Source organism: Alteromonas infernus (genome assembly GCF_902705815.1).
This window is the reverse complement of sequence record NZ_CACSIG010000054.1, coordinates 149,509-176,437: the sequence shown is the minus strand read 5'-3', so window position 1 is coordinate 176,437 and position 26,929 is coordinate 149,509. Positions and strand designations below refer to the sequence as shown.

At 44.7% G+C, this 26,929-nt stretch carries 28 protein-coding genes and 1 pseudogene; 9 read left to right on the top strand and 20 right to left on the bottom strand.

The window, feature by feature from the left end:
• Nucleotides 1-148: 148 nt before the first annotated feature.
• Nucleotides 149-1,024 (bottom strand): methylisocitrate lyase, encoded by an 876-nt coding sequence (gene prpB / locus ACX5J7_RS13430; protein ID WP_020744174.1) that lies wholly within the window; start codon nucleotides 1,022-1,024, stop codon nucleotides 149-151.
• Between the two features lie 65 nt (nucleotides 1,025-1,089).
• Nucleotides 1,090-1,752, bottom strand: coding sequence for a GntR family transcriptional regulator (locus ACX5J7_RS13425; RefSeq protein WP_498707323.1), 663 nt, complete (start codon nucleotides 1,750-1,752; stop codon nucleotides 1,090-1,092).
• A 761-nt stretch (nucleotides 1,753-2,513) separates the two neighbouring features.
• Here ACX5J7_RS13425 and ACX5J7_RS13420 point away from each other — a divergent pair.
• The 3 genes from ACX5J7_RS13420 (at nucleotide 2,514) to ACX5J7_RS13410 (ending at nucleotide 5,558) form a co-directional block, all read left to right on the top strand.
• Entirely contained in the window at nucleotides 2,514-4,778 is a 2,265-nt protein-coding gene (locus tag ACX5J7_RS13420; RefSeq protein ID WP_498707322.1) for a TonB-dependent receptor, read from the top strand.
• Between the two features lie 126 nt (nucleotides 4,779-4,904).
• The gene (locus ACX5J7_RS13415) at nucleotides 4,905-5,180 is read left to right on the top strand and encodes a hypothetical protein (RefSeq protein WP_015067884.1); all 276 of its coding nucleotides are present in this window, start codon (nucleotides 4,905-4,907) and stop codon (nucleotides 5,178-5,180) included.
• A 45-nt stretch (nucleotides 5,181-5,225) separates the two neighbouring features.
• Nucleotides 5,226-5,558, top strand: coding sequence for a hypothetical protein (locus tag ACX5J7_RS13410; RefSeq protein ID WP_141152595.1), 333 nt, complete (start codon nucleotides 5,226-5,228; stop codon nucleotides 5,556-5,558).
• A gap of 21 nt (nucleotides 5,559-5,579) precedes the next feature.
• Here the strand turns inward: ACX5J7_RS13410 and ACX5J7_RS13405 are convergent, their stop codons facing one another.
• The 10 genes and pseudogenes from ACX5J7_RS13405 to ACX5J7_RS13360 form a co-directional block, all read right to left on the bottom strand.
• Nucleotides 5,580-6,197, bottom strand: a complete 618-nt coding sequence (locus tag ACX5J7_RS13405) for a response regulator transcription factor (RefSeq protein ID WP_015067882.1) — start codon at nucleotides 6,195-6,197, stop codon at nucleotides 5,580-5,582.
• Nucleotides 6,194-7,432, bottom strand: a complete 1,239-nt coding sequence (locus tag ACX5J7_RS13400; protein ID WP_498707321.1) for a sensor histidine kinase — start codon at nucleotides 7,430-7,432, stop codon at nucleotides 6,194-6,196. The genes ACX5J7_RS13405 and ACX5J7_RS13400 overlap by 4 nt, the downstream gene beginning before the upstream one ends.
• A 16-nt stretch (nucleotides 7,433-7,448) precedes the next feature.
• Nucleotides 7,449-7,778: a DMT family transporter gene (locus ACX5J7_RS13395; RefSeq protein WP_012519556.1), complete on the bottom strand. Its 330-nt coding sequence runs from the start codon at nucleotides 7,776-7,778 to the stop codon at nucleotides 7,449-7,451.
• 57 nt (nucleotides 7,779-7,835) lie between these two features.
• Complete coding sequence (locus ACX5J7_RS13390; RefSeq protein ID WP_015067880.1) at nucleotides 7,836-8,459, bottom strand: DUF7010 family protein; 624 nt, start codon at nucleotides 8,457-8,459, stop codon at nucleotides 7,836-7,838.
• Between the two features lie 189 nt (nucleotides 8,460-8,648).
• A pseudogene (locus ACX5J7_RS13385) lies at nucleotides 8,649-10,015 on the bottom strand (MFS transporter).
• Between the two features lie 40 nt (nucleotides 10,016-10,055).
• Nucleotides 10,056-10,631 carry a BON domain-containing protein gene (locus ACX5J7_RS13380; RefSeq protein ID WP_015067878.1) on the bottom strand — a complete coding sequence of 192 codons (576 nt, stop codon included), beginning with the start codon at nucleotides 10,629-10,631 and terminating at the stop codon, nucleotides 10,056-10,058.
• Nucleotides 10,632-10,654: 23 nt separating this feature from the next.
• A complete protein-coding gene (locus ACX5J7_RS13375; RefSeq protein ID WP_015067877.1) occupies nucleotides 10,655-11,251 on the bottom strand; it encodes a phosphoheptose isomerase in 597 nt (198 codons plus the stop codon).
• Between the two features lie 178 nt (nucleotides 11,252-11,429).
• Nucleotides 11,430-12,518, bottom strand: coding sequence for a glycosyltransferase family 4 protein (locus tag ACX5J7_RS13370; protein ID WP_012519551.1), 1,089 nt, complete (start codon nucleotides 12,516-12,518; stop codon nucleotides 11,430-11,432).
• Nucleotides 12,519-12,699: 181 nt separating this feature from the next.
• A complete protein-coding gene (locus tag ACX5J7_RS13365) occupies nucleotides 12,700-13,041 on the bottom strand; it encodes a YraN family protein (RefSeq protein ID WP_012519549.1) in 342 nt (113 codons plus the stop codon).
• Between the two features lie 4 nt (nucleotides 13,042-13,045).
• Nucleotides 13,046-15,046, bottom strand: coding sequence for a penicillin-binding protein activator (locus ACX5J7_RS13360; RefSeq protein WP_498707320.1), 2,001 nt, complete (start codon nucleotides 15,044-15,046; stop codon nucleotides 13,046-13,048).
• A 141-nt stretch (nucleotides 15,047-15,187) separates the two neighbouring features.
• Here ACX5J7_RS13360 and rsmI point away from each other — a divergent pair, with 141 nt between their 5' ends.
• Entirely contained in the window at nucleotides 15,188-16,024 is an 837-nt protein-coding gene (gene rsmI, locus ACX5J7_RS13355) for a 16S rRNA (cytidine(1402)-2'-O)-methyltransferase (RefSeq protein WP_041703509.1), read from the top strand.
• 106 nt (nucleotides 16,025-16,130) lie between these two features.
• On the top strand, nucleotides 16,131-16,394 hold the full coding sequence (locus tag ACX5J7_RS13350) for a hypothetical protein (protein ID WP_278384446.1): 264 nt from the start codon (nucleotides 16,131-16,133) through the stop codon (nucleotides 16,392-16,394).
• Between the two features lie 58 nt (nucleotides 16,395-16,452).
• On the opposite strand, the gene nspC is transcribed toward ACX5J7_RS13350, so the two are convergent.
• From nspC to ACX5J7_RS13330, 4 genes are all read right to left on the bottom strand, one after another.
• Entirely contained in the window at nucleotides 16,453-17,583 is a 1,131-nt protein-coding gene (gene nspC / locus ACX5J7_RS13345) for a carboxynorspermidine decarboxylase (RefSeq protein WP_278384445.1), read from the bottom strand.
• A gap of 152 nt (nucleotides 17,584-17,735) precedes the next feature.
• Complete coding sequence (locus ACX5J7_RS13340; RefSeq protein WP_012519544.1) at nucleotides 17,736-18,938, bottom strand: saccharopine dehydrogenase family protein; 1,203 nt, start codon at nucleotides 18,936-18,938, stop codon at nucleotides 17,736-17,738.
• A gap of 140 nt (nucleotides 18,939-19,078) precedes the next feature.
• Nucleotides 19,079-19,489, bottom strand: coding sequence for a hypothetical protein (locus ACX5J7_RS13335; RefSeq protein ID WP_278384444.1), 411 nt, complete (start codon nucleotides 19,487-19,489; stop codon nucleotides 19,079-19,081).
• 248 nt (nucleotides 19,490-19,737) lie between these two features.
• The gene (locus ACX5J7_RS13330; RefSeq protein WP_498707319.1) at nucleotides 19,738-20,754 is read right to left on the bottom strand and encodes an AraC family transcriptional regulator; all 1,017 of its coding nucleotides are present in this window, start codon (nucleotides 20,752-20,754) and stop codon (nucleotides 19,738-19,740) included.
• A gap of 113 nt (nucleotides 20,755-20,867) precedes the next feature.
• On the opposite strand from ACX5J7_RS13330, the gene ACX5J7_RS13325 reads away from it, so the two are divergent.
• Both ACX5J7_RS13325 and ACX5J7_RS13320 read left to right on the top strand, forming a co-directional pair.
• Nucleotides 20,868-21,296 (top strand): SRPBCC family protein, encoded by a 429-nt coding sequence (locus ACX5J7_RS13325; RefSeq protein WP_278384441.1) that lies wholly within the window; start codon nucleotides 20,868-20,870, stop codon nucleotides 21,294-21,296.
• Nucleotides 21,283-22,095 carry a sterol desaturase family protein gene (locus ACX5J7_RS13320; RefSeq protein ID WP_278384440.1) on the top strand — a complete coding sequence of 271 codons (813 nt, stop codon included), beginning with the start codon at nucleotides 21,283-21,285 and terminating at the stop codon, nucleotides 22,093-22,095. Before ACX5J7_RS13325 ends, ACX5J7_RS13320 begins: the two co-directional genes overlap by 14 nt.
• A gap of 41 nt (nucleotides 22,096-22,136) precedes the next feature.
• Here ACX5J7_RS13320 and ACX5J7_RS13315 read toward each other — a convergent pair whose 3' ends face one another.
• Complete coding sequence (locus tag ACX5J7_RS13315) at nucleotides 22,137-22,382, bottom strand: DUF4282 domain-containing protein (protein WP_020744159.1); 246 nt, start codon at nucleotides 22,380-22,382, stop codon at nucleotides 22,137-22,139.
• A 170-nt stretch (nucleotides 22,383-22,552) separates the two neighbouring features.
• Entirely contained in the window at nucleotides 22,553-23,545 is a 993-nt protein-coding gene (locus ACX5J7_RS13310; protein WP_278384439.1) for a 1-aminocyclopropane-1-carboxylate deaminase/D-cysteine desulfhydrase, read from the bottom strand.
• A gap of 107 nt (nucleotides 23,546-23,652) precedes the next feature.
• Between ACX5J7_RS13310 and ACX5J7_RS13305 the strand changes: the two genes are divergently transcribed.
• Nucleotides 23,653-24,213, top strand: a complete 561-nt coding sequence (locus ACX5J7_RS13305; protein WP_278384438.1) for a chalcone isomerase family protein — start codon at nucleotides 23,653-23,655, stop codon at nucleotides 24,211-24,213.
• Between the two features lie 57 nt (nucleotides 24,214-24,270).
• Complete coding sequence (locus tag ACX5J7_RS13300) at nucleotides 24,271-24,828, top strand: DUF3833 domain-containing protein (RefSeq protein WP_012519533.1); 558 nt, start codon at nucleotides 24,271-24,273, stop codon at nucleotides 24,826-24,828.
• 13 nt (nucleotides 24,829-24,841) lie between these two features.
• Here ACX5J7_RS13300 and ACX5J7_RS13295 read toward each other — a convergent pair whose 3' ends face one another.
• Together ACX5J7_RS13295 and ACX5J7_RS13290 are read right to left on the bottom strand one after the other, a co-directional pair.
• Nucleotides 24,842-26,248 (bottom strand): HAMP domain-containing sensor histidine kinase, encoded by a 1,407-nt coding sequence (locus ACX5J7_RS13295; RefSeq protein ID WP_278384437.1) that lies wholly within the window; start codon nucleotides 26,246-26,248, stop codon nucleotides 24,842-24,844.
• Nucleotides 26,245-26,925 (bottom strand): response regulator transcription factor, encoded by a 681-nt coding sequence (locus ACX5J7_RS13290; RefSeq protein WP_278384436.1) that lies wholly within the window; start codon nucleotides 26,923-26,925, stop codon nucleotides 26,245-26,247. The genes ACX5J7_RS13295 and ACX5J7_RS13290 overlap by 4 nt, the downstream gene beginning before the upstream one ends.
• Nucleotides 26,926-26,929: the final 4 nt, after the last annotated feature.

Below are 26,929 nucleotides of genomic sequence, written 5' to 3'. Positions count from 1 at the left end.
CTGCAGGAGCAAAGCACAGTTCCCTGCCACGCCGTAAACCCATCCATGGGGGCTCCGCTTCGGCATCCATGCCTCAGAGGGGCAGGGAACTGTACTTCACCCCTGCATCCTCGTGCTCGCCAACTTCAAGCTGCAATCGTTTATTTATTTAGTTTTTGCCGTCGGCAAATAGCGCATCTAGCTTTTGCTCGTATTCGTGGTAGCCAAGGTAATCGTATAGCTCCATGCGTGTTTGCATGGTGTCGACAACGGCTTTTTGATCGCCATTTTCAAGTATAGATTTGTACACCATTTCTGCTGCTTTATTCATGGCGCGGAACGCACTTAGTGGGTAAAGCACCATATCAGCGCCCCATTCACCAAGTTCTTCCTTGTTCCATAGTTCGGTTTTGCCGAACTCAGTGATATTGGCAAGAATCGGTACATCTAAGGCTTCTGCAAATGCGCGATAGTGTTCTTCGGTCTGCACTGCTTCTGCAAAAATACCGTCTGCGCCCGCTTCAACGTAGGCTTTTGCGCGTTCAATGGCTTTTTCTAAGCCTTCTTGCGCGAATGCGTCGGTGCGCGCCATAATGAAAAAGTCAGGGTCGGTTCTGGCATCAACGGCAGCTTTAATGCGATCTACCATTTCCGCTGTACTCACAATTTCTTTATTAGGGCGGTGACCACAGCGCTTTTGTGCGACTTGGTCTTCCATATGTACCGCGGCCGCGCCTGCTTTTTCCATATCGCGAATGGTTTTGGCAATGTTAAATGCACCGCCCCAGCCTGTGTCGATATCCACCATAAGCGGTAGGTCACACGCACTGGTAATACGCTGAACATCAGCAATCACGTCATTGAGCGAGGTCATGCCTAAATCTGGCAAGCCATACGAGGCGTTAGCTACGCCGCCACCTGAAAGGTAAATAGCTTGATGACCAATGGCCTTCGCCATCATGGCCGTGTAGGCATTAATAGTGCCTACGATTTGAAGAGGTTTGTTATTCTCTAACGCGGTTCTGAATTTCTTTCCTGCACTCATGATAGTCACTCGCTTAATTGAAAGTAGGGTAGAGGTGTAATAGGTAAGGAGAAGCCTTATGTGTATTAGTCATTGTTGAGCTTCTTCTCGATATTATTTTTTGAATAAAGAATGTGGCGACGCATGAGCATTTCTGCTAACTCTTCGTCACGATTGGCAATGGCGTTAACAATGTGTCTGTGCTCATCAAACGCCGTGCTTACCCGAGGTCCTGCCATACCAAGCTGTACGCGGTACATACGAACTAAATGGTAGAGCCCATCAATAAGCACGCTAATAAGGTGATCGTTTTTGCTGCCAGTTACAATTCGGTAGTGAAAGTCTACATCGCCGGCTTCTTGATAATAGCTGTGGCTATCTTTAACTTTGTCGAAGTGGCTGTCTAGCAGCGCCTGCATGTCGGCAATTTCATCATCACTCATATAACGAGCGGCTAAGCGCGCAGCCATACCTTCTAGCGCTTCGCGCACTTGATATAGTTGGATAAGCCCTGCAGGCGAAAGCTCCACCACCCGCGCACCTACATTCGCTTTGCGTTCGACAAGATGGCAGGTGGCTAAGCGATTAATTGCCTCGCGAATAACTGCACGGCTGACTTCGTACTTTGTCGACAATTCCATTTCACTCAGCTTACTACCTGCTGGAATGATGCCCTCAACGATATCCTTCCTTAATTGAAAGAAAGTGCGGTCGGCATTGGTGATGGCTTGTTCGCTTTTTGCTAACACAATATTCAATCGTCATTTAACTAATGTCGACAATATATGCCTATTGAACGCGCTTTTCAACCTTATAGTGCTTATATTGTCGACAAAGTATGTGAGATATTAGTCGTATGCATTGGTAAAAAAGAGAAGCTTCATAAGTGGCTAAATGTTTGTTTTAGGCCTACTTCCGCTGTCTTCGTCGCACTTTCACTATCACTGCTAAGTCATCGCTACTTCAGTACAAAACATATTGAGTGAAGGCTTAAGGCTCGTTTGCACAACCTGGTTGAATATTGTCCGTTTGGTCAATGAGTGTTGGGCGATGATTATTTGATTTAATTTTAGCCAAAATTTTTTAACTTAATGAATTAATTGAAAATAGGTGAGTGTTTTGAGGTGAATTGGATAATAATTGGACTTAACCAACTAGTCTAATTTTAACATCTTAATTTCGTAAAAATGTAATATTTTGCTTTGCAAGATCGCAAAGTGACGGTAACATATCGTTCCAGTCTTCAAGCCTAAATTCTATTGCTGATTTTTTGAGGACTGGATAAGTAGTCTCTACTTTTAATGCAGAGTTTTATTGAAAGTAAGTTTGTAATGTTTTATTGCGACTTACTTTTTTATTGCCTGTAATCCAGTATTAGCACAAGGTTATGTGCACCTCTCAAACCAGTGAGTTTAGCTTTTTAAAGTTCCAGAGAAGAACTTGAAGCAGCCTGTAATAAAAAAATCTATAACAAGTTTTATACCTAACACTCACGCAAAGGGGTTACACCATGAAAACCAATACTGACGTGTCTAAGACACTCGCCAGTAAGCTTTCACCTGTCGCACTAGCAGTAGCGATGACCGTTCCAGCTCTTTCAAACATTGCTGTTGCTCAAGAAGCCGAAGCAACAGAAGAACAACAGTTTGAAGCCATTACCGTTACCGCAACAAAACGCCCTCAAGTTATTTATGAAGTTCCTATCGCTATCAGTGCTTTTGATGGTGACAAGCTAGCCGCCCAAGGTATTACAGACCTAACCGACGTTGGTAAGTTCGTTCCAAACCTTAACGTTACGGGTTTCTCTGCGGGCCACACGTCTTCTGTAAACCCTTTCATTCGTGGTATCGGTCTTCAAGATCACCTTATCACTACCGACCCTGGTGTTAGTGTTTACGTTGATGGCGTTTACCTAGGCCGTCAAGTAGGTCAAAACTGGAGCTTAAACAATATTGAGCGTATTGAGGTACTTCGTGGTCCTCAAGGTACCCTTTATGGTCGTAACTCAATTGGTGGTGCAATTAACATCATTACTAAAGAGCCAGATCAAGGTGATGTAACTAAAGTAAACACCGAGTTCGGCACGCGCGGCCGTGTTAAAGCTGATCTTTTTGTTAACCACGGTCTTTCAGAAACCGTAGCGTTTAACATGAACCTGTCATTTAACAAGCGCGATGGTCTTGGTGAGTTCATCAATGTGCCTAACGCCGAGTACGATGTTGGTGAGACTGAAGATGTTTCTGGCCGCGTTTCTCTTAAGTGGGAGCCATCAAATGACTTCCGCATGGTATTAACTGCAGATGCTAACAATGGTGACGGTGGTTTACGTCCTTACACTGTGCTAATTGATGAAGTGGGTTCAGATCGCTACTTCGGTGGTCAGAATAGTGTTGGCGTACCGTTACGTAACACAGATGTGACGCCTGAAGGCGCTGATATCTACGACAATGCAACAGGTACTGAAGCAGTAACTGGCGTGTCGAACGAAGCGCGTGGTCTTTCACTCACTACTGAGTGGGACATTAACGAAGACTACACTGCGAAGGTTGTTGCAAGCCAGCGTACATCTAAGTACAAAGCGGGTCTTGATGATGATGGTACTGTTTTCTCATTAGATCAGTTCCCTGAGCGCGGTGAAGCTGACCAAACCTCAATTGAACTTCAGCTTAACGGCTACATCAACGAGTACACTGACTTTGTTGCTGGTCTTTACTATTTCAATGAAGAAGGTAGCAACCGCCAAGGCGACGACTCTAACTTCGACGGCGGTCCAAACTTACTTGAGCTAGACCAAGAAACCACATCTAAAGCGGTATATGTAAATGTGCGTCGCGACCTAACTGATGAGCTAAGCGTGTCAGGTGGTCTTCGATACACCGAAGACGAAAAAGAAGCCTCTGCTAACGTGTTTTCAGCACTTGGTACAATCTTCGACTCAAACGAATGGGATGAAGTTACTTGGGAACTTGCTACCAACTATACGTTTGAAAACGGCATGACAGGTTACGCAACTATTCAGTCTGGCTATCAGTCGGGTCAGTTCCCAGCACGTCCTTACTGCCTAATCGGCCAGTTTTTCGGTGCGGGTGGCTTCGATGATATCGAAGGTGCGCAAGCTGCCGTACGTGCTAATAACTGCTTCACAGCGTCTGACAACATTACTGCAACTAACTATGAAGTGGGTATTAAAGGTCGCGTTAACGATTACTTCGATATCAGTGTTGCTGTCTTTAACACTGAGTTTGAAGATCTTCCTTACCAAGTAAGTCGCGTGAGCGAAGGTGGCTTCGACACCGCAAACCTTGTGGTAGAGCAAACATCTCGTGGTGTTGAAGCTGACGCTACATTTACCTACGGCAACTTCAGCATGATGACCAGCATTGGTTACATGGATGTTGATGTTGAGGAGCAAGACGGTTTCAACCCTGTTGCACCACTTACGCCAGATCTTACGCTAGCGATTGGCCCGCAGTATACCTTTGAACTAGATGGTGGCGATTCAATTCGCGTACGTGCCGATTACTCGTACCGCGCAGAAATGTATGGCGAGCCAACATCTGCACCTGAACGTATGACGAAGCTAGACAGCCGTGAGCTGGTAAACTTCAACATCGCCTACACGCCAGCGAATGACGCTTACACCGTAGCACTTTACGGTCGCAACATTTTCGATGAGCGTTACGACAACGCGCGCTTGAACACAGGTGACTATATCCTGCAAATTCTAAGCAATGACGCGAGCGAGTTCGGTGTTAGATTCTCAACTGAATTCTAATATCAACAACGAGTTATAATAACAAAGCCAGTCTTACGACTGGCTTTTTTTTGCTTATTTTTTCTTGTTTTATCTTCATTATTAGCATAATTTTAAAACTGTTCTAGCAATGTCCGACGATTATCTATGAAAAAAAGAGCGCTCTACGGCATTACTTTACTTGCAGTATCTATGCTTGTATTTGGCTGCACTTATACTGCGTATCTACCTGACGATGAAGAAAATCACGCTAACAAATACGGCGGAGTAGCGACTGCTAAACCAGAGTTTGGTAATCAATGTCGCTATAGTGGTGATGGCGAATACGGCGTATGCCCTACGTCAAATGGTGAAATGGTAGGAACTTCGTGTTCGTGCCCCACACCGTCAGGGCAAATTATGGGAACGGTGTCGAAATACTAAAGGCGCTTATAGTCGTGAGACCTATCAATCATACGGAGTTGAAGCGTGGGGTTGTTTACCAGTTTTAAGAAATCGAGATTAGAGAACAAATTCAAGAAAAAGGAATGGGTAATTATTCAGCCTATTCCATTCGCTCAATTTGAACAACTTATTATCGACCATGTTGACAGTGGTTGGGAGATTGAGGATGACTATGAAAGGCTGGCAGAAAATACGTCAAAGTGGCAATGCGAATTACGCAAAGGAACCAGTATTCTCACCTGCATTTGGACAGCTAACCACCAAGGTATTGTATATGGGCCTGAACGGGTGCTTACAGGACTATCTGAAAAGCTAAAAGTCTCTACATCTAAAACTATCACGACACCTTGGTTTTAAACTAGCATTTTTGGCCATCGATTAGAGCCAGCCTTTTTGTTTCGCTATGCGGGCAGCGTCTACTCGGTTTGTGGCGTCTAGCTTAGATATCGCTTCTGACAAGTAGTTTCTTACGGTTCCTTCAGATAAAAACAGCGACCGGGCTATATCTTGAGTTTTCAGCCCTTCTGATGCCAGCTTAAGAGCCGACATTTCTTTTTTTGACAGCGGGTTGTTGTCATCTAATGCCATGATCGCAAGCTCGGTGGAAATTACCTTTTTTCCGGCAGACACATCGTGAATTGCCTTTATTAGATAGTCGCTATCCGATTCTTTTAAAATAAACCCTTTAACCCCTAAACTTAACGCCCGCTTGATATAACCTGGTTTTGAAAACGTGGTCATAAGGACCATCTTGGTACTGAGGCTTCCATTGGCGATATGAGCCGCTAAATCTAGTCCAGATACCAGCGGCATTTCTATATCGCTTAAAATGATATCGGGCGCAGGGTGTTCATTTAAGTAATTAATCGCTTCTTGTCCATTGCTGCACTTATCGACAACAGTTAGGTCGTCTTCTAATGACAAAAGCATGGCTATGGCATCGCGAACCAAAGACTGATCTTCAACAATCAAAATAGTAGTGACTTTTGAATTCATAGCGCAGCCTTCATCGACGAAATTTGATCAACATTGAGTTGGAGAATCACAATAGGGTGGGGAGCAAAGGAAATGTCCACATTGGCATGGATAGATGCGGCGCGCTCTCTAATTCCCATTAGGCCGTTCCCTTCTTTTATCGACCCATTGCTCTCAATAATGCCATGGTCTTTATAAGTCACTTTCACTGTCTGCTCGTTAACTTCAACATTGAGTGACACCGTATTTCCTGTTGAGTAGCGCAGTGTATTTGTCGTCAGTTCCTTGATAATAAGAGAGAGCTGACTTTCTTGTTTTGCACTTAAACGTGCGTCTACTTTGTCTTCAATATTGGTAATAACGGTAAAGCCATTTTCTTCTAAAAGCGCCTTATCTTTGGCTATTTCATCGCAAAGCGAAAGCTGCTTAATATCTGATACTGCTTGGCGAATATCGCTTAACAAAGACTGCGAAAGCTGGGCTAATGCTCTCACTTCACGATGAGCCTCTTCAATTTTGTCTTTACTTATCAGTTTATCGGCCAACTGTGCCTTCAAGGAAATGGAGCTGAGAGCGTGTCCTGCTACATCATGTAAATCTCGACCTATACGCTCACGCTCGGCTATCGCTGATAGAACCCGAAGGGCTTCCGCCTGCTGACTTTCTTTTAAGCCGTGAAGCGTTTCTTTTCGCTCCATAACGCCAAAGCCAAATAGAACGATGCTGTTCAACAAGGAGGCAAGAAGGAGGAAACCAGCACCGTTAAATACGGAAAAGTTTAACGATGTAAGTAGTACCATCATGGTGCTGATGGTAAGTATGCCCGTTCTCAGCGAGTTATAGTACCCGACGATGAAAGCAATAAAACCTACAATTGTTGCAGCTCCTGGATTTTGGAAGCTGCAAGCCACTGATAATAAAAACATCAGCAGCAAATAGCTCGGCAGTGTTTTAGCGGGTTGTTTTATAGCTTTAATGTAAAGAGTAACGAAGCAAATATATCCTGCTGATTGAAATATCCATGTTTCAACAGGTAGTGGGCGTGAAATAATTAGTGGGACAAAGAAAAACAGCGAAAAAAACAAACTGCCGTGCGACCAGCGTTTTTTGCGTCCATTTCCCAAAAGCGGCATGACCGGCGCCATTTCGTTCTTGTCTACATGGCTTATAGATTCACCCATTTTCGCAGTGCCTTCACCTACATGAGCGGTAGGCACTGCGCTGGTGTTATTTATTATGTGGTTTTGGCTGCGCATTGCGAGTATTTCGTCCTTACTGAAATACAACGGCTGACTTGCTAGTGATAAGCAAGGTGCCCGAGATAATTAACATAATACCTAGCACGGCATAAATGTCGAAAGTTTGTTTCCAAAATACCACTGATGCAGCGGTGATTAGCGCGATACCCATACCTGACCAAATCGCATAGGCAACGCCAATTCCCATATTCTTTAGTACCATCGCAAAGAGCATCCCTGAGACGGTGTAGAAAAAGATAGCGCCGTAGCCGAACGCCCACTTTTCCCAGCCATTAGACATTTTAAGTAGCAGGGTAGCGGTAACTTCCGTAACGATAGCAATGGCTAATAATAAGTAAGTCATGATGAATTCCTTTTGGTTGTTTTGTTGTAGAGCGTATTCTATTGCGGTAAATCGTGCTTAAATTGATATCTGAGCATTTGCTCTTTTCTTCTCACTGCAGGTTTGAAAGCGACGTTCGAGTGCAATTAAAGAGACGATATAAACTGAAACTATGACCGCAGATATGGCTTCGACACGAGCATCCGGGAACAGATACCAAGCGCCAACAATGCCAAAGGTTCTTGCGATAGTGTGGAAATAACCTACCCAGTGTTCAATAGCCCAAGATAATGGCATCCACATCAGTCCAGCTAAAATTCCTATGCTAAGAGAAACCGTTGTATGGTCTATCGCCGCAACCGGAAGTGCGATGGCAAACACCAAAAGGCTCATTAGCATGCCAACGAAAAAAAGGCGATCGAAGCTATTTGATGTGGCCTTTTTAGCAAAAAATTGCTCGCCAGTGAGGTATGAAAGACCAGCACCTAAGTAAAAAATAGCGCCAGTACCGATATACAGCATCCACGTGATTGTTAATTCTGATACAAAGGGAGCGCTCGCGCCTAATATTGCCCAAACAATAGTACCGGCCAGCGGCATTGCGATGAACCTGTTCTGTTTGAAGCTTTCGCGTTGCTGTTCAAGTGTTGGCTGAGTTCTTTTTAAGCTGACAGCTGTGCGAGATGACGATACCTGTTCCATTTCTTTCTTACCTTTCTTGGTTATTTCGATAGGGCAAGTATGCGTGAGTGTCGTGCTTTGGGTTAGTCACAAAAATCATCAATAGTATGTGACATTTGTCACCAAATGCTTAGAACAGGCTAATTGAAAAAGGTCGAATGGCGAGAATAAATAATTGCTTAGTTTAAGTTACTGCAAGTACTTTAAAGATTATTGCGTTTGATGCTTTTTCTTTGCTTTGCGTTTATTTAACACTGATACACCGTCCTCTTTTGAAAGTAGGAGGCTGTCGTAAATACTGACAAGCGCTATCGCTCCCATAAACAGCATTGCGATAGAAAATGTTTGCAAGTTAGGTGTATCAGGGCTTTGTTCCAATATAAGCGCTGCAGCAGCGATTGCAAGCGCTGATAAGGTAATACCAAGGCCGCGATTCATTTGCATTAGAATAGCGCCTAGCGTGTTCGCATCTCGCAGTTTTTTTTGGAGGGACATCGGCGAAGGCTATGGTGTTTAAGAGCGTTAAGTGCATTGAGCGAGTCATACCATTTACAAACAGTATTGTGGCAATAGCGAAGGAATAAGTATTTTGGTTAACAAAAGCAAATGCGACAAAACCAAGGGCTATTAACACGCCGTTTACTACAAGTACGCGTTTGAATCCGAAGGTATTCATGATCCACGTTGTCGCTGGCTTTATTGCTAGGTTTCCAGCAAAAAGCCACAGTAACAAAGAGCCAGCCTCTACAGGCGAGTAGCCTAGCCCTAGCTGTAGCATTAGCGGTACAAGAAACGGGGCGCTGCCAAGTGCTACACGCACAATAGAACCACCGTAAACAGAAAGCCTGAACGTTTTGTGCTGCATGGCATCAAATGAAAATAGCGGGTTTTTGGCTTTTTTGACATGCCGTATTGCAAATACCATGAGCACTAGGCCAATGGCGATGATGCCTAGCGATTGAAGAAGTTTATCGCTGGTGCTGGCAAGAAATTCAATACCTGCCATAAACAGCGCGAAGCCGACGCCGGTAAGTAGAAAACCTTTAACGTCGAATTTACCCACATCGCCTTTGGTATTTCTAAGCAGATAGAGAGACGCGATGATGGCAATGATACCCAGTGGAATATTCATATAAAAAATCCACTGCCAGCTAAAGTGAGTCGCTATATAGCCGCCTAACACGGGGCCTAATAGCGGTGCACTCAAGGCGGGCCATGTGATAATGGCTACGGTTTTTACTAGTTTTTCTTTGGGCAAATCCCGCAGAACCACTAACCTGCCCACGGGGACCATCATGGCGCCGCCTAAGCCCTGCAGAATTCGAGATAGGGTAAATTCGAATAAGGTTGTGCTTAAGCCACACAGCACCGACGCCAAAGTAAAAACTGGCTATCGCCGCTATAAATATTGTGCGAGCACCAAATTTGTCAGCAGCGTAGCCGCTTAAAGGAATGAAGAGCGTAACGGCCACTAAATAGGCCGACACGCCAATAGAAAGGTGGGCTGCCGGCACATTAAAGTCAGCAGCAATAACAGGGAGCGCCGTTGTAATTACCGTGGCGTCCAGAATTTCCATAAAGAGTGCCCCTGCAACCAGAAGGGCAGTGGCTAACTCTCTATTGAACAATTTCAAAGGCTCTAACGACGCGAGCTACACCCGTGATATTGCGAGCAATATCTACAGCGGCAGTGGCTTCAAGATTAGTTAAACGACCCATTAAAAAGACTTCTGAATCTTGCACAACCACTTTAATTTGAAGAGCAGGAACGCGCTCATCTGCCACAATTTTAGTACGCACCTTTGATGCAAGCCAAATATCGTTAGCTTGTGTTCCCGCGCCGATGGGGTCGCCTATGCGAATTTGATTGTGTATCTTCTTAATATAACTTACTTCCTGAGCGCGCCTAACGGCTTCATCGATGAGACTTTGACTTGGCGCTTGCCCAGTTAACAGCGCTACGCCGTTATATAAGTCCACTTGAAGATTGGCTTGCTCTTTCAGTGCGTCGCTTTTAGACCATTGATAGGATACCGCTGCATCGGCGTTTTGATCGTCAAGCTGCGTACCCACAGTACGTCTGTCATTAGCCACTTTTGCAGCCATGGCACCGGCAGCGCCTACGGCCACAACGCACCCTTGTAATGTAAGAATCAGGGCTAATAAAGAACCCAGTAGTCCTAATTTTTTCACATGCTTCCTCATAGTCTACTTATTTACTCATCGCCGTGATCGGCAGGGAATAAACTGTCATCAATACATTCACATAAGTTGTGAATGACCAACAAATGCACTTCTTGTATACGCGCGGTACGGTTAGAAGGAACGCGAATTTCCACATCGTGTTCGCTTAAAAAGCCCGCCATTTCACCGCCGTCTTTACCGGTAAGCGCAACAATTGTCATATCACGGGAAAGGGCAGCTTCCATTGCCGCAATAACGTTACGCGAATTACCGCTAGTTGAGATAGCTAGAAGGATATCGCCAGGCTGACCAAGCGCGCGAACTTGCTTAGCAAAAATCTCGTCGTAGCTGTAATCGTTGGCGATAGATGTAATTGTCGAAGTATCTGTGCTTAACGCAATGGCCGGTAGGCTCGGTCGGTCGCGCTCGTAGCGGTTCAACATTTCAGAAGAGAAGTGCTGTGCGTCGCCTGCAGAGCCGCCATTACCACAGCTCAATACTTTATTCCCTCTAATTAAGGCTTCAACGATCATGTACGCCGCTTTCTCAATATGCTCTGGCAATATTTCCGATGCCGCTATTTTGGTTTGTATGCTCTCGGTAAAATTCGCTTTTATCTGTTCAATCATGTGTCATCTCTTTGTTTTCACCAAACGGCAGACCATTTAGTGAAATTTTTTGCGCTGCATTACAGCGTCTTGATTTTTGTAATGGCCAGTATCTGAAAGTCAGAGGTTTAAACTGTGGCCTCAGCGCGAGAGAGAAACGGCCTAACGTTTATCACTCGCGATAATCAACCCGCATTTACTATTGAAGCGTGCGAAAAAACTCAACCAGGTTTCTTGCTTCATCTTCAACTTTAAAATTTTTCACAACGTGTTCGCGTCCGGCTTTGCCCATTTCTGCAAGTTTGTCCATATCTGAAAGCAGTAAATCCATCTTTTCTGTGACAGCTTGCTGATCTTTGGTCGGTACAATATACCCATCAACGCCTGGCCTAATGATGTCTTCCCATGCGCCCGCCTGAGTAGCTAATACCGCAGCTCCAGCACTCATGGCTTCAGGTACAGTTAATCCAAACCCTTCGTTATAGCTAAGTGCACTTACTAATGACAGTGCACTGAAGATTTTAGGAATTTGCTCAAACGGCAACTCACCGGTGAAAACAATTCGGTCAGTTAACCCGGCTTTAGAAATTTTTTCTTTAAGCTCGTTTACAAATTCTTGGTTACTCGAGGATATGGCACCTACAACTACCGCGTTCACGTCAGGGTATTTGGGCAATACTTTGATACACGCGTCAACAAATAGGTGAACGCCTTTTTGCTCTCTAACTCTGCCCAGAATACCAATGCCGTACTTGCCGCCGTACCCTAATGCTTGCCATGCTTCTTGCTTGTTTTCTGCTGGCGTGTAGTTGTCTATTTGCACACCGTGGAGATTTATCTTGGCGGGGGGCTTATTTAGATATTTTGCAGAGCGATTACTCATTGCAATAACCGCATCCATTTTATTGCTTAACCACACCGTAGAAGCCGAACGCTTTCGCTGAGCGGCAGAGCTAAATACAAGCTTTATCTTGGCGCGAAACACGTATTTGAGGATCACACCCTGAATCATCTCGTCAACGCGACGCGCATGAAAAATTCGCCACTTACCATTACTAAGCGGGCGTCGACACATCTTGGCGACCTCCCAAAAAGTAATAGTCATTGATGGGTCTGGAACAAAATGCTTGCCCATTATTCGCAAATTAATCATGTGTTTTTGAAGCGATGTCACTTGCAGCATGGTAGACGTTACACCAGAAAAGTTGGCGCTGGAGTTGCCGACTATCAATTCAATTTCTTGGTTATCAACGCTGCTTAGCGAAGTCTTGTTATTGGGATGACTCATTATTTGTGGGAACCTAAGACACTTTCATCAAACAGACAAAAGGGTGCAAATCATAAGATAAAAAAACGAAATATTACTAGCATAAAGACGTTTTCATTGATTCTCGAACGCGATTACCTTTGGCATACGCATTCAGTTCGCTTTCGGCAACGTCAGCCATAGTGCTTTATGTTGTCAGTCTTTAGCCTACGCTCTTCAGCCATTCGAGGTTGTCTCCGTCTATGGCAATAACGTCTATCCTTAAGGGGGTAGACGCTGGATTTAGACCATTATCTAACAAATAGAAACCAAACGCAGCCTGAATTCGCTGAAGTTTTTTGGCCGTGACAAATTCCACTGCACTGCCAAAGCGATTTTGCTTTCGATATTTCACTTCAATACACACTATGGTATTCCCGTCTTGCATTACAATATCGAGTTCACCACGCCTTGTATGGTAGTTGCGACAACGAAGAGTGAGGCCTTGTTGAAGTAAATATTCACAGGCCTTGTCTTCTGCTGCATTCCCTTGCAGTTTAGACATTTCTTTACTCCGAAAGCATGTGCACTTTTTCGTTACGAATAATGGCTTGGGGTTGTTTGCGTATCACTTCGCCTTTCTGGTTGAGTGAAAGTGTTCCTGTCAGCCCGTCGTGGGATAAATAATTCAGCGTGTTAAGCATGCCTAGCTGTGGAAGGAGTTTGTAGGCATCAAAGCCGAACGCAAACAAACGCTTTTGCATAGTATTTTGATTATCCCACGCTTGCTCAACTTCTTTTTGCAACGGCTGCCACTTATGTGAAGGCATTAACCACGGCATATCGATAAAGTGAACGTTTTGCAGATCCCGCCACTGGTTTTTACCACTATCGTAATCCATTGAGCGAGAAGTAGCATAAACAGGCACTTGTTTACCGTCGTAGGGGTTTAGGCTTGCTTCAATAATTGGGTTGAGCAGTTCGGTGTCTTGCGGTGAAGCAAAAGCAACGATAGCGTCGATGTCACGGCGACTACGAGGCATGTTATACACTTCGTCGTTGGTCATGTACTCAATTTGATTAATGCGTTCGTTACTTTGCGCAACGTCTAGCGCTTGGGTAATACCCTCTCGAAGTGAATTACTGTCGTTAAACGTAACAGAGGTAATATTCGTACGCTGCTTGTTCTCTGCGCTATTTAAGGTTTTCCAGTGTTTCTTGAACGTATCATCCATTCGCTGGTACAAGCTACTTTGCGCAGCAATAACGATGGGGGCTCTATACCCCTTATTAAAGATAAATTCGGCAAGCTGCTTTGCTTCATCCTCGGGCGCAAGCCCGTAGTAGTTCAAAGAGGTGGGTAAACCTAATTCACTGAATTCACTTTGCATACTTGGCTGTTTAAGCGCGGTGGCTTCGGCTTTATTATCTGCACGTAATACCTGTGTTGCTGAAGCATCCAGTGGGCTTTTTGACTCACTATGTACTGGTAAGTCATCGGGGCGATTCAAAGCCAGTACATTGACGCCAATGGGTAAATTAGGCACTAAATGCTCGATAGTATCTTTTAAAAGCGGGCCAATGACGAACTTGGTGGAACCAATCTCATCGACGAGCTGTTGGCTATCTGCGCCGTGAGTGTCAATAAATCGCAATCTAGGTAGAAGCTTTTCATCTTGGCGTTTTTCTACATCGGTATAATATGCGGCCATAATGCCGTTTTTCACCACTTGGCCGGTGCGAGCTAACCTTCCTGAAAGAGGAAGAAGCACTACAATGTCATTCGCGCCAGCTTCGGTAAGCTGGGTTGCTTCAAGAACGTTTTCTGGTAACGATGTCGCTAGCACGTGGCCACGATATACTTGTTGGAATTGCTGTAGGTTTCGCGCTAACTCAGCGGGTGATGCGGCATTTTCTTCGGTCAGTTTGCGCAGTGTTATAAAGGGCGAAAGTGCCGGGTACGTTTCTCCTACCCGCGCTAGAGACTCTTTGGGTATTGCCGTTATCCATTGCCACACTTGCTCTACTTTTTGCGCATCAGGCATATTGGTTTTTAGTACACTATTTGCTGCCGCAGCCAAATTACCCTGCTGTGAATAAAGCTGTGCTTGCAACTGTGCTTTTTCGTAACCAGTTTCGCCAGTGCTATCCACACTGTCTAACATCGCAAGTAATGCATCAGGTGACGCATCAGGCATGCCAGCATATGTTCTCGTTACCAGTAAGGAATAGTAAGCGTTGTTCGCATTTGAAACCCCGTCTTCTTTCACTTCATAAAGCACTTGTTGTGCTAAAACAGGCTGATTATTTTGAATGTATAAATCCGCCGCTTGAAGTAAAAGTGCATCGCGCTTATTTTTGTCGCGAGTGCGCTCCCAAGCTCTTTTGGCTTCAAGAAGCTTGTGCTCTGGCGTGACGTTTTCTTCAACCTTTGTGGTTTCAATAGGCGTAGGATTTACCGCCACAGGTTTAGATTGCGGCTTTGGGGTGCTGCTACAGCCCGATAATACCAACACAGAAGCAACGGCTGATAGCGTAAAAATTTTTCCAGCTTGTCCGAGATGACGCACAGTTTCATTCCTTTTACATCGTTATAGGCCAAGTTTATCTTAACCACTGTGAAAATCTACGCTTGCCAGCATAATCTGGACTAATGGCGTGTTACACTTGTGGCATTATCTTCATATTTAACGAAAGACTACACCACTGCTATGACAGACACCGCCACCTTATATATTGTTCCTACGCCAATCGGCAATTTAGACGACATGAGCGCACGAGCAATTCGTGTACTTAGTGAAGTTAACTGGATTGCTGCTGAAGACACTCGCCATAGCGCTCGTCTGTTACAACATTTTAGTATTGGAACCAAAACCCTTTCGCTTCATGAACACAACGAAGATAAGCGAACGGCCATGCTTTGTGAGCGGTTGAAGGGCGGCGAGTCTGTGGCGCTTATTAGTGATGCAGGTACCCCGTTAATTAGCGATCCCGGCTTTATTTTGGTGCGTAAGTGCAGAGAACTGGGTATCTCAGTGAGTGCGCTTCCCGGCCCGTGTGCGGCAATCACGGCGTTAAGTGCTTCGGGCCTACCCACAGATAAATTTATATTTGAAGGCTTCTTACCGGTTAAAACCCAGGCGCGAGAAGGCGCATTGTCAGCGCTTTTAGACAGACCTTTTACCACGGTTTTCTACGAAGCCCCTCGCCGTATTCTCGATACGGTTACCGATATTCAGCGGGTATTAGGAGAGCGCAATATAGTAGTCGCTAAAGAGCTTACTAAGACATTTGAAACCTACGCTAGTGGTAGTGCGCAAGATGTCATCGACTATCTAACCGCAGAACCTGCGCACCAAAAGGGAGAGTTCGTGGTGATGATTGCGCCGGCTCAAATAAATGAACAGGCAATTCCAAGCGAAGCAATGTCGCTATTAAACACGTTATGTGAACATATGCCGCTTAAAAAAGCGGCAGCCGTGGTAGCCAGCCATTACGATTTAAAAAAGAATGCGCTGTATCAAGCAGGGCTCGATGCAAAAGCATAAGCCCTGTTAAGCAAGATTGATCTTAAGTGCCTTTGGCAAAATACAAAGTAGTACGTTCTACGTTAGCCCTCGGTAAATGAAAGGCTAAGTGCTAAAGGAGATGCAGATGATAAAGACACTTAAAATTACTATGCCTGACGGTAAATGGCTGGTAGATATATTTTCTCAAGCCAACGACTCTGGCGTTTACGATTTAATTCATCCAAACGGTGTTACGGACGTTTCATTAAACGAAGGTGAGATGTACGGATTTCGCTATAGCCTGCAAGGCAAGCCAGGTACATCTTTCAAAATCGAGCTAGATAATGAAGTGTTAGCTGAAGGCGAGATTGATAACTCTGAAACCGCGTCGGGAAGCGGCGTGGTTTAGTCGTAAAGCTTAGACAAACAAAACCCGCCAACTGGCGGGTTTTGTGTTTGTAACGTGTTTACGACAAACGTCCTTTAAAGTCTTCGTAGCTGAATTCGCGAACCAGTTCAAAGTCGCCATGAGCTCGTAAAATACCAATAGCAGGGTGCTCTACACCGTTAAAGAACGTGGTTTTTACCATGGTGTAGTGCATCATATCTTCAAACTGCAAGCGGTCACCGGCTTTTAGCGGCTCGTCGAAGGAGTAGGTATCAATAACATCGCCTGCAAGGCACGAATTACCACCAAGCTTCACGTTATACGCTTTTTCATCGGGCATTCCGGCGCCCAGAATTGTAGGGCGGTAGGGCATTTCCAGTACGTCTGGCATGTGTGCTGTCGCTGAAATGTCCAAAATGGCGATATCCCCGTCGTTTTCCACCATATCCACGACCTCACAAATAAGCGGGCCTGTTTGCCACGCAACGGCAGACCCTGGCTCTAAAATCACATCTAAATGAGGGTAGCGCGTTTTGAAATCTTTCAAAGTAGATATAAGGTGGTCAACATCGTAACCTTCGCTCGTCATTAAGTGTCCGCCACCTAGGTTCAACCATTTCAATTGACCGAGCCATTTGCCAAAGCGCTTTTCGATAGCTTCAAGGGTGCGTGCCGTGGCAAAAGAATCACACTCGCAAAGATTGTGGCAGTGAAAGCCCTCTATACCCGTCAGATCCACATCTTCTAGCTCGCTAGCGCGTATGCCTAAGCGCGAACCTGGCGCCGCTGGGTCGTATAAGGGTGTATCGGCTTCTTGATGCTCTGGATTGATGCGAAGACCTAGTGAAACATTAGCTAAGGCTTCTTTATGCGTGTTCCATTGACTAAGGCTATTGAACGATAAGTGATTAACTAAGCCTGCTAGTTCTTTTGCGTCGTTTGCTTTATACGCTGGAGAGTAAGCATGCACCTCTTTCCCCATTTCAGCGGCAAGTTTAGCTTCCCATACCGAACTCGCCGTCGCACCGTGTAAATACTGTTTAATAATGTCAAAGCATGACCACATCGAAAAGCCTTTCAGCGCTAAAATAATGCGGGCACCAGACTCCTCTTGGACTCGCTTCATAAGCTCAAGGTTTCGAATTAGCTTAGCTTCCTCTAACACGTAGCAAGGAGAAGGGATATCAGTGCGTTGGGTTAAATCGGTCAATGGGGTAAAGCTCCAAAAATAAAACTGCTTTTAACATTTAAGAAGCACTACTGTATTACACCTTTTCTCATAGCTCAAAGTGACAATGAGTGAGATTTATATCTGAGGCTTCAATTAAAAAGGGCGCTTAATAAAGCGCCCTTATGTCTTACTTATTTGGTGAAAGGGCTGCTTTCACACTCAAGTACGTGCCATGGTAGGCCGTGCTCGTTAAGCATATCCATGAATGGGTCTGGATCGAATTGCTCCATGTTCCAAACACCGGCTTCTTTCCAAGTACCGTTAAGCATAAGTGCTGCGCCAATCATGGCCGGTACGCCCGTGGTGTAAGACACCGCTTGTGCGCCTACTTCTTCGTTGCACTTAGCATGCTCACAGTTGTTATAAATAAAGATGGTCTTTTCTTTGCCATCTTTAATACCCGTAATGTAGGTGCCAATGCACGTCATGCCGCTATAGCCTTCAGCAAGTGAACCTGGGTTAGGAAGTACCGCTTTTAAGAACTCTAACGGCACAATCTGTTGACCTTGGAATTCCACGGGCTCAATGCTCGTCATACCAATGCCTTCAAGTACACGCAGGTGGTTTAAGTAAGCATCGCCAAATGTCATCCAGAAGCGTGCACGCTTAAGGGTAGGGAAGTGCTTAACAATAGATTCCAGCTCTTCGTGGAACATTAGGTAAGACGCGCGAACACCAATGTTCTGATAATCCAGATCTTCACGAACGCTTAGCGGATCGGTTTCTTTCCACTCGCCATTTTCCCAGAAACGACCGCGCTGGGTAATTTCACGAATGTTGATCTCTGGATTGAAGTTAGTCGCAAAAGCCTGACCGTGGTCGCCGCCATTACAGTCTACGATATCAAGGTAGTGGATCTCGTCGAAGTAGTGCTTTGCTGCATATGCCGTGTAAACGTTAGTTACGCCTGGATCAAAGCCGCTGCCTAGCAGCGCCATAATACCTGCATCTTTGAATTTGTCTTGGTAAGCCCACTGCCACGAATATTCGAATTTCGCTACGTCTTTAGGCTCGTAGTTAGCAGTATCAAGGTAATGCGTATTGGTCGCAAGACACGCGTCCATAATAGGAAGGTCTTGGTAAGGCAACGCAAGGTTGATTACTAGGTCTGGTTTTACTTCGTTGATCAGTGCTTCAACTTCTTTTGCATTGTCGGCATCAACAGCGAAAACGCCTTTTACGCGGTCGGCACCCACTTCTTGTTGAAGTGCTTCACACTTAGATACTGTGCGACTGGCTAAGTAAATTTCGTCGAAATGCTGCGGTAAACGTGCACATTTTTTCACAGTTACCGACGCAACGCCGCCAGCACCAATAATTAAAACGCGAGACATAATAACTAATCCCTAATTTGGCTAATGAAATTTGGGCTGAATGCTAGCAGACCAAGGGGATTTGGCAAGCAAAGACAGCCCAAAAAATTTTAATCGTAACAACGAATGTAAAAGGTAGTACACACCCTGCTGTGTAAACGTTAACGCGTTACTGTGTCAATGGGGGGTGAGATAACTATCTTATTATCTACTCTATAGTAAGGGTAAAGGATAAGGCGTTCCTCGTGATTAGGGGTAGCTGTTGCGATAGCAATGGCGTCTAAGGTTTTGCTGTCCTGTGTATTCACTGTTGCAGCGTATACCAACACACTGTAACTATTTGTATCAGTGGTAGTATCAATAATGCGCCATTGCAGCTGCTCTATAAGCTGAGACTCTCGCTTTTTTTTGCCGGTTTCATCGGCAAAAATACAGCCAATCCGACCATTCTCGTAAATAGCGGCAAAGGGGTAAAACACATCACATACGGGTAGCATGAGCTCACACAACTCTAGTGACTTAGTCACCAGTGTATTTAAAGGCGTTGGCAATGTAACTGGACGGTCGATCATAGCGTATCTCCTTTGAGTTAGCGTTGCTTGACACTTACCAATTCCTACGCTTCCACTGACACATTAGTTTAATAATCGCTTAAGCGATAGTGAAATCAGTCTTATTTTTGGTCGGTAGCCCGCGTTTTTTGCCCTGTTCTGTGACTTTTGGGAAACTTTGATTAGAGTTTTTAATATGTGCGCAACCAAAACAATGCAACGCAACGCTAAAGCACAGTACTCCTGACACGCAGGTTTTGTGTTGGCGCTTATTTAACTAATTGCTTTTGATACCGCAAAGGGGTAGTTGAATACCACTTTTTAAAGGCGTGAGTAAACGAGGACTGCTCCTTAAACCCAAGTAAATCTGCGGTGTCAGCAATGGAGTGGTACGTTAGCAGTTTGTCTAAGCGACATTTTCTTTCATCGTTGAGCAACTGTTGAAAACTAGTTCCGCTTAGCTTTAGTTTTCGTTGTAAGGTGCGAGGGCTAATGAAAAGTGCGCTAGCAATAAGCTGTTGGTTGCACCCTTTTAACGTCGGCTGGGCTTTTAACAGCGCCTCAACGCTAACTCTAATGTGTTCAAATGCATCAGTTTCACCCGGTGAATTACCCTGCTGATAGCATCGACGAAGTTCTGTCTCTGTTACTGCTATAAGCGCGCTAAACATTGCCCTATTTTCGCTAGTAAAGGGTATATGTAATACCGACTGGGGGAAAATGATGGCATTGGTATCAGCTTCACCCATCACATCGCAGTTGAACCACGCTTCCAGCGTGCCCCGTTCACGAACACTGAGCGCAAAGGTAAACGTGATAGCATGTATTTGGCACGCCTGCCCCAATATTTTGTAGACGGTGGCAACCCAAGCGGTTGTATTGCGCAATACCATTTGTTTGCATTCGTCACTTTTTGGTTTCCAATTGATATGCACGTTGGTCGATTCATTAACGACGGTGGTGTTACCTATGTTTGCCACTAATGCGTCGAAGCGAGTTAACGCTTGAATGGCCTGAGCTAAATTTTCACAACTTTCCACCAAGTAGCCGAGTACGCCGTAGTCTTTCGCTTGAATATGTTTACCTAGCTCAAAGCCGAACAGGGAATTATTGGTAAGTAATGCGCCTTTGTTTAATAGCGAAACATAGTCCTGCATAGAAACCCGAGAGGAAGAAGGGGAAACTGCTGGCGCGCTGACTTGGGTTGTAATTTCTATTTCATTAAACCCTAAACTTACAAGATAGTTCACTATACTCTGGGCATAAGGCGGTGAAACTGATGGCATAGGCTTGTCGCAAAATAACAAAAACACTGACGCATTAGCGCAAGATAAATAGTGAATGTCAAATTATGCTTGATAGCGTTGGAGTCACAATAAGAAAAAAAGATAAGTGTCAAATGGTCAATGTTTATTACCAGAAGAAAATAGCAGCGAAACCCCAAGCGCTGCGTGATATTTTGCTAGACCACCACAACTTGAGTGATTTTTTCAACGCCTCTTTTAGTGTGTTACGGCAAGAAAATACAAATGAAATAAGCGGGGGGAAAGGCTGCGTTCGAGAAGTATCAATACTAGGCGTTCGGTTTAAAGAGGAAATGGTTCACGCTGATGATAAGCGTATTGAATATCGTGTTGTCGGTGATTTCCCCGTAAAAGCGCATACAGGGTCTATCGAGTTTGTGCCTCAAGAGAACGCTACCTTGGTTTCTTATCAAATAACGTGTCGTGCGCCTTGGTATATACCACGCTGGCTGCTTCAACGCCTTTTACAAAACGATATTGAGCAATGTTTGAATAGATTAGGAGCCCGTTTTGATTCCCGTTGAGCTTATTTTACTTGGCTTAAGCCCGGTTTTTTTACTTTGTGTTTTTGTGGAGTTCAAAAAAGCACGGCAGTTTTATAACGTAAAAGACAGTGTGAACAATGCCTTACTTGCACTGCTTCATCAGGGCTCTGATGCTTTGGTATTACTACTATTAATGCCTTTGTTTCTATGGTTACACCAGTTTTCGTTATTTAACATAGAGCTTACGGCATTATCACTTTTTGCAGGTTTCATCCTGCAAGACTTTTTGTATTATTGGTTTCACCGAGCTTCACACAACATACACTGGTTTTGGCTGGCTCATGTGGTTCATCACAGCTCAACAAAAATGAATTTCACCACGGCGTTTAGGCAAAGCATTTTGTACCCATTTGTGGGAATGTGGCTCTTTTGGGTGCCAATGATTTTAATTGGGTTCACGCCAAGCTTAGTTTTTGCCATTGTGGCTATAAATTTGGCCTATCAGTTTTTTGTTCACACGCAAACAATTGGACATCTAGGCTGGGTTGAACGTATTTTCAATACGCCTACGCACCATCGCATTCACCACGCGACGAACGCTCCCTATATTGATAAAAATTACGGTGGTGTGCTTATCATTTGGGACAAGCTATTTGGCACCTTTGTTCGTGAAGACAAAACGATAACGATAAAGTACGGCATTGTTGGGAAGATGCCGAAGGATAACCCACTTAGCGCCAATCTCAGTCAGCTTGGCGTACTTGTTGACCAGCTTCAGCAGGATAAAGGATTAAAAGCCAAGCTCAAAAGGCTGTTTGGTTACCCTGTGGCGGATTAATAAAGTGCCGCATAGCGCGACACTTTTTTTACAAATGCGCTTTACTCTTTGCTTGCGATTTTCTGCAAATTGCCGTGAATTTTAAACAGTACGATAAGTAGTTCACACCAGATTCTCGCGCCAATACAGCCAGATACTAAAATAAATAAACCGTAAACAAAGCTAGCGTCGTATCCAACAAACATTGTAGATACGCCACTGACTACAGAGCCCAATAATAGCAGCCAATAGACAAAGGTGATTATTTTGGGAGTAAGCATAGAGTCGAAAAAGAAAATATCTTTCATGATCAGTCCTTGATGAAGTTTGCAGGTAGCAAGCTTTTTTGTGTTTATGCCGCATCCTGCGACAAACTTCTTGTTGTTTTGTTATTAATGATTACGCGGGATTAATCGTCCCACGTGACTAGTTTTAGCACTGCCATAAAAACTATACAAGACTTTGTTATAAAAAGATTTTATCTGGCACCCTGTAAACCACCTGTATGTAAAATAACAATTCGTGCGCCGTCGTTAAATGCGCCTTTTGCAAGCAGGTCTTTCACTGCCCAAAACGCCTTTCCTGAATACACGGGCTCTATCTTAAATGGCATGGTGTTATTAAAGTCGCAGCAGAACGTTTGAAGTTCAATGGGGGCTTTAGCATATCCACCAAAATGGTAGTCGTGATTGATATGCCAAAGCTGTGCCTCTTGGTTTCGGTCAGGTATTTTTGAGCGCTCGCCAGCAGGTATGTTTTGTTGAACTTCACGGCGGGGTGAGTCTGGAAGAAACTGTTCGACCAAGCTTTCCAAATACCCTTCACCCTTGAGTACGCCAACGCCTATAGCTTTACGCTGTGGTGTAGGGGAGGCGTTTTTAATCGAGCCCGTGTTAAAGGTTTTTAACGCATTAACTATCCCCGCCAAGGTTGCGCCGCTTGCGACGGGCGCGACGATAAAATCAAAGTCTACCTCGATTTCATCGACCATATCTTTTATCCCTTGAAGCGCTTGGGCTTGGCTTCCGCCCTCTGGAATGATAATCGCATCGGGAAACTGCAGCTTTAGTTCATTTAAATAAGCGCTATCGCTACGTTTTTTGTAGGTTATACGGTCCACATATTCAATGTGAGTTTGCCACTGTATCAAGTCTTTAATCATCGGTGAGGGGGTAGCCGAATAGTCACCTCGAATAATCGCGGTGAAAGGGATACCCAGCTTAAAGCAGATAAAGCCTAGGGCGTGGAGGTGATTAGAGAAACCGCCCCCGAAACTCACTATTGCCTTGGGTAGAGAAGGGGGAAAAGCGTTTCTTAACTTGCGCCATTTGTTCCCCGACATAATAGGGTGTATGGCGTCGTCTCGCTTAACGAAGAGCGATACCTTCTCAGCCCCTTTCCATTTTGGAAAAAACGGTTCTACAGGCGAAGGAAGTGTGAGTGAAGTTTTGAAATCTTCAAGGGATAGCACGGTAAGCGCCTATCTGTTATTGATCAAATGCATGGTGGAAAGAGTATAACCAGATAGCGAGTTAAGAAAAGAACCTAACTATTATTACACCTAATTCGAGCAAATTTATGGCTATAAAATCGACGTTGATATTTTCTATAGCGCTCATTGCGGGGGCGATGTTCATGGAAGATAACGCTTTTGCGGGGGAAGCGAGCTCAAAACAAGTGCAGTCTGAGCCTATTTCGCAGTATGTGCCTAATGCCAAATTAGTGGGCAAAGGAATGTTTTCTTACTACTTTTGGGATGTTTATACCGGAGAGTTAATCGCGCCTAACGGTACGTACAACAACGAACCGCCCTTTGCGTTGCGTTTAACTTATCAGCGTGACCTTGAAGGGAAGAAAATAGCCAAGCGCTCCATTGATGAAATGAAAAAGCAAGGTGATGTATCTTCGGACAATGCCGAGCGATGGCTGGCGTTGATGGAAGATATTTTTCCTGATGTGACAGAAGGCGATGTCATTACCGGTATTGCGACAAAAGGCGGTAAAAGTGTGTTTTACGTCAATGGGGAAATATCAGATGAAATTCAAGACGCGACATTCACCCAGCGCTTTTTCGATATTTGGCTGAGCGAGAAAACATCAGAGCCTAAGTTTAGGAAAAAGTTACTCGGGGAAGGATAAGAGAATCATCTTCCTTTTAAAATATTGCGGATCTTTTGGTATGTCAGGAATATAACAATGATAAAAAATGCGATGAAAGTAGTGCTGGGTTTAAGCATAGCTAGTTTAAGTGTACTAGGCCTTTCGGGCTGCTCTGTGTCAGTTGAAGGGGAAGATTATCAGTCGATAGCCCCTACGTTTAATATTGAACAGTTCTTCGATGGAAATGTGAAGGCATGGGGTATTGTTCAAAATCGCTCAGGCGAGGTGGTACAGAGGTTTGTAGTTGATATTGACGGTTCAATTAACGGCAATACACTCACGCTAGACGAAACGTTTGATTACGGTGTAGGCGAGGGGCCGGGTTCACGTACCTGGAAAATTGTGAAACAGAGTGATAATACCTATGTAGGGCGGGCTGGTGACATCGACGGACCGGCCAAAGGCACAAGCTACGGCAATGCGTTTAACTTTCACTACGAAATGGATTTACCGGTGGATGACACAACCTATTCGGTGACCTTTGACGATTGGTTTTGGGCATTTGATGACAGCACCATGATGAACCGCTCGTACATTCGTAAGTTTGGTATTGTCATGGCCGAAGTGACCATATTTATGCAAAAGCAGCCTTAAGGCTGCTTCTACGTTAACGTTTGAATGTAAACACGACGCCCAGGCCATGCCCTTTCATTAAAGGGTCGTGGACGAACCATGTTTTCCCTTCATGAAGCCTTACAATAGCCGATACAAGAGATAAGCCCAGCCCATTTCCTTTGGTGGTTCTGCTGCCATCTGCGCGATAAAAACGGCGCTCTAAATTGATAATTTCGTTTTCACCTACGCCCACCCCTTCATCAAAAACAGATATAACGAAATGGTGAGGTGTTTGACATAGCTCAACGGTAACTTCGCTATTGTCATTAGAGTATTTGATGGCGTTATCAAGTACGTTAGCCACTGCTTGAAAAAGCAAATTAGGGTCCACCGTCATGGTGACCGGTGCAAGGCTGCTTGATAAATGAATATTACGCTCTTCTGCCAGTGGATGATAAAGATCGACAACGTCCTCGACAATGGCACGGACATCGGTTGTGCAAAACCCTTCTTTTTTGTTTGTTGTCTCAAGCCCACTAATACGCAGCAAGCTGTTGAACATGTTAAGTAAGTTGTCGGCTTCTTGCGTAGTGTCGATGCGAAGTTCGTCGTCTTCAATTTTTTCTAGGGTGTTGCGAAGTCTTGAAAGCGGGGTACGCAAGTCATGTGCGATGCTATCGGTTACCGACTTGATGTTGTTTACCGAGCTTTCGATAGTATCGAGCATTTGATTGAATACAATGGAAAGGCTGCTTAAATCATCCCAGTTGCTGTCAATTTGAAGTCGCTCCTGCAGGCTACCGGTTTTAATGATTTTATCTGCAGTTTGAGACATACGGTTTATTCGATTCACCACGTAAACCGCAATAGCAAAACTAAGAATACTCAAGGTGCATAAAAGGACAACAATAATCCAGCTGAAGGTTTTTCCAAACCACTGGGCGCTGTACAAATCATCAATGCCACGTCCAACATAAAGCGTATAGTCGCCAAGGGCTTCTTCTCTCATTAGGGCTTGATGGAGTGTTTTGCGAGCCGCGTTACCAGGGCGGGTAATTACTATTTCTGCGGTATCGAAGCTTGCCCCAGTATGGCGTTCTAACACCAATGGAATGGATGATAAATTGCCCGCTACAATCTGGTTATCTTTGCTAAGTACTACGAAAGAGCGTGTATTATCAGAGGGTTGACCATGAGCGGTATCCGAGGCAGTAACGCCAGATGTGAGGCTATTAGAGGCAATAGCCGTTCTCACTGCCTCAATGCCAAGGCTTTCGTACAGGGTGACAAGCGCATTTGTTTTGGCGTTAACGGCAGCATTAGATTCGGAAATAAATAAATCGCTACTCGTTAATCGCCAAAAATAAACAATTAGAACAATGGCTATGCAAGCTAGGGTTGTGAGCAATACGCCTACGCGAAAACTGGAGCTACGCGTAAAGTCGCGTATCGCTATCATGCAAGCCCATCCGCTATGCGATAACCGGTACCGCGAACGGTTTCAATAAGCGGAACATTAAACGTTTTATCAACTTTTTGTCGCAAGCGGCTAATATGCACGTCGATAACATTGGTTTGCGGATCGAAATGATAATTCCAAACTTGCTCTAGCAGCATGCTCCGGGTAACAACCTTACCCTTGTGACGAAGCAAACACTCTAAGAGCTGAAACTCTTTCGATTGAAGATCAATTTCTTGATCGCCTCGCAACACTTTGCGATTTACTAAATCGAGGGTGAGATCGCCGACTTTGATGAGGGTTTTATCTTCGCCGTCTTTGTTGCGGCCAGCTAAACCTTCAACACGCGCCAACAATTCCTCGAAGGCGAAAGGTTTGGTCAGGTAGTCGTTTGCGCCTGTGCGTAGACCTTTTACCTTGTCTTCAACTTGGCTCTTGGCACTTAATAGCAGAATGGGTGTGGTGTTACCTTCCTCTCGTAGTTTTTCCAAGACAGAAAAACCGTCAAGTTCCGGCAGCATTACGTCTAAAATTACCGCATCTAACTCATTACTTGAGGCTTCGTTGAAGCCTGATGCGCCGTCACCAACGGTAATACATTCATGCCCTTCACCCAATAGTCCATTTGCAATGTGCGAGGCAACTTTAGGATCATCTTCTACAAGTAGCACTTTCATTATT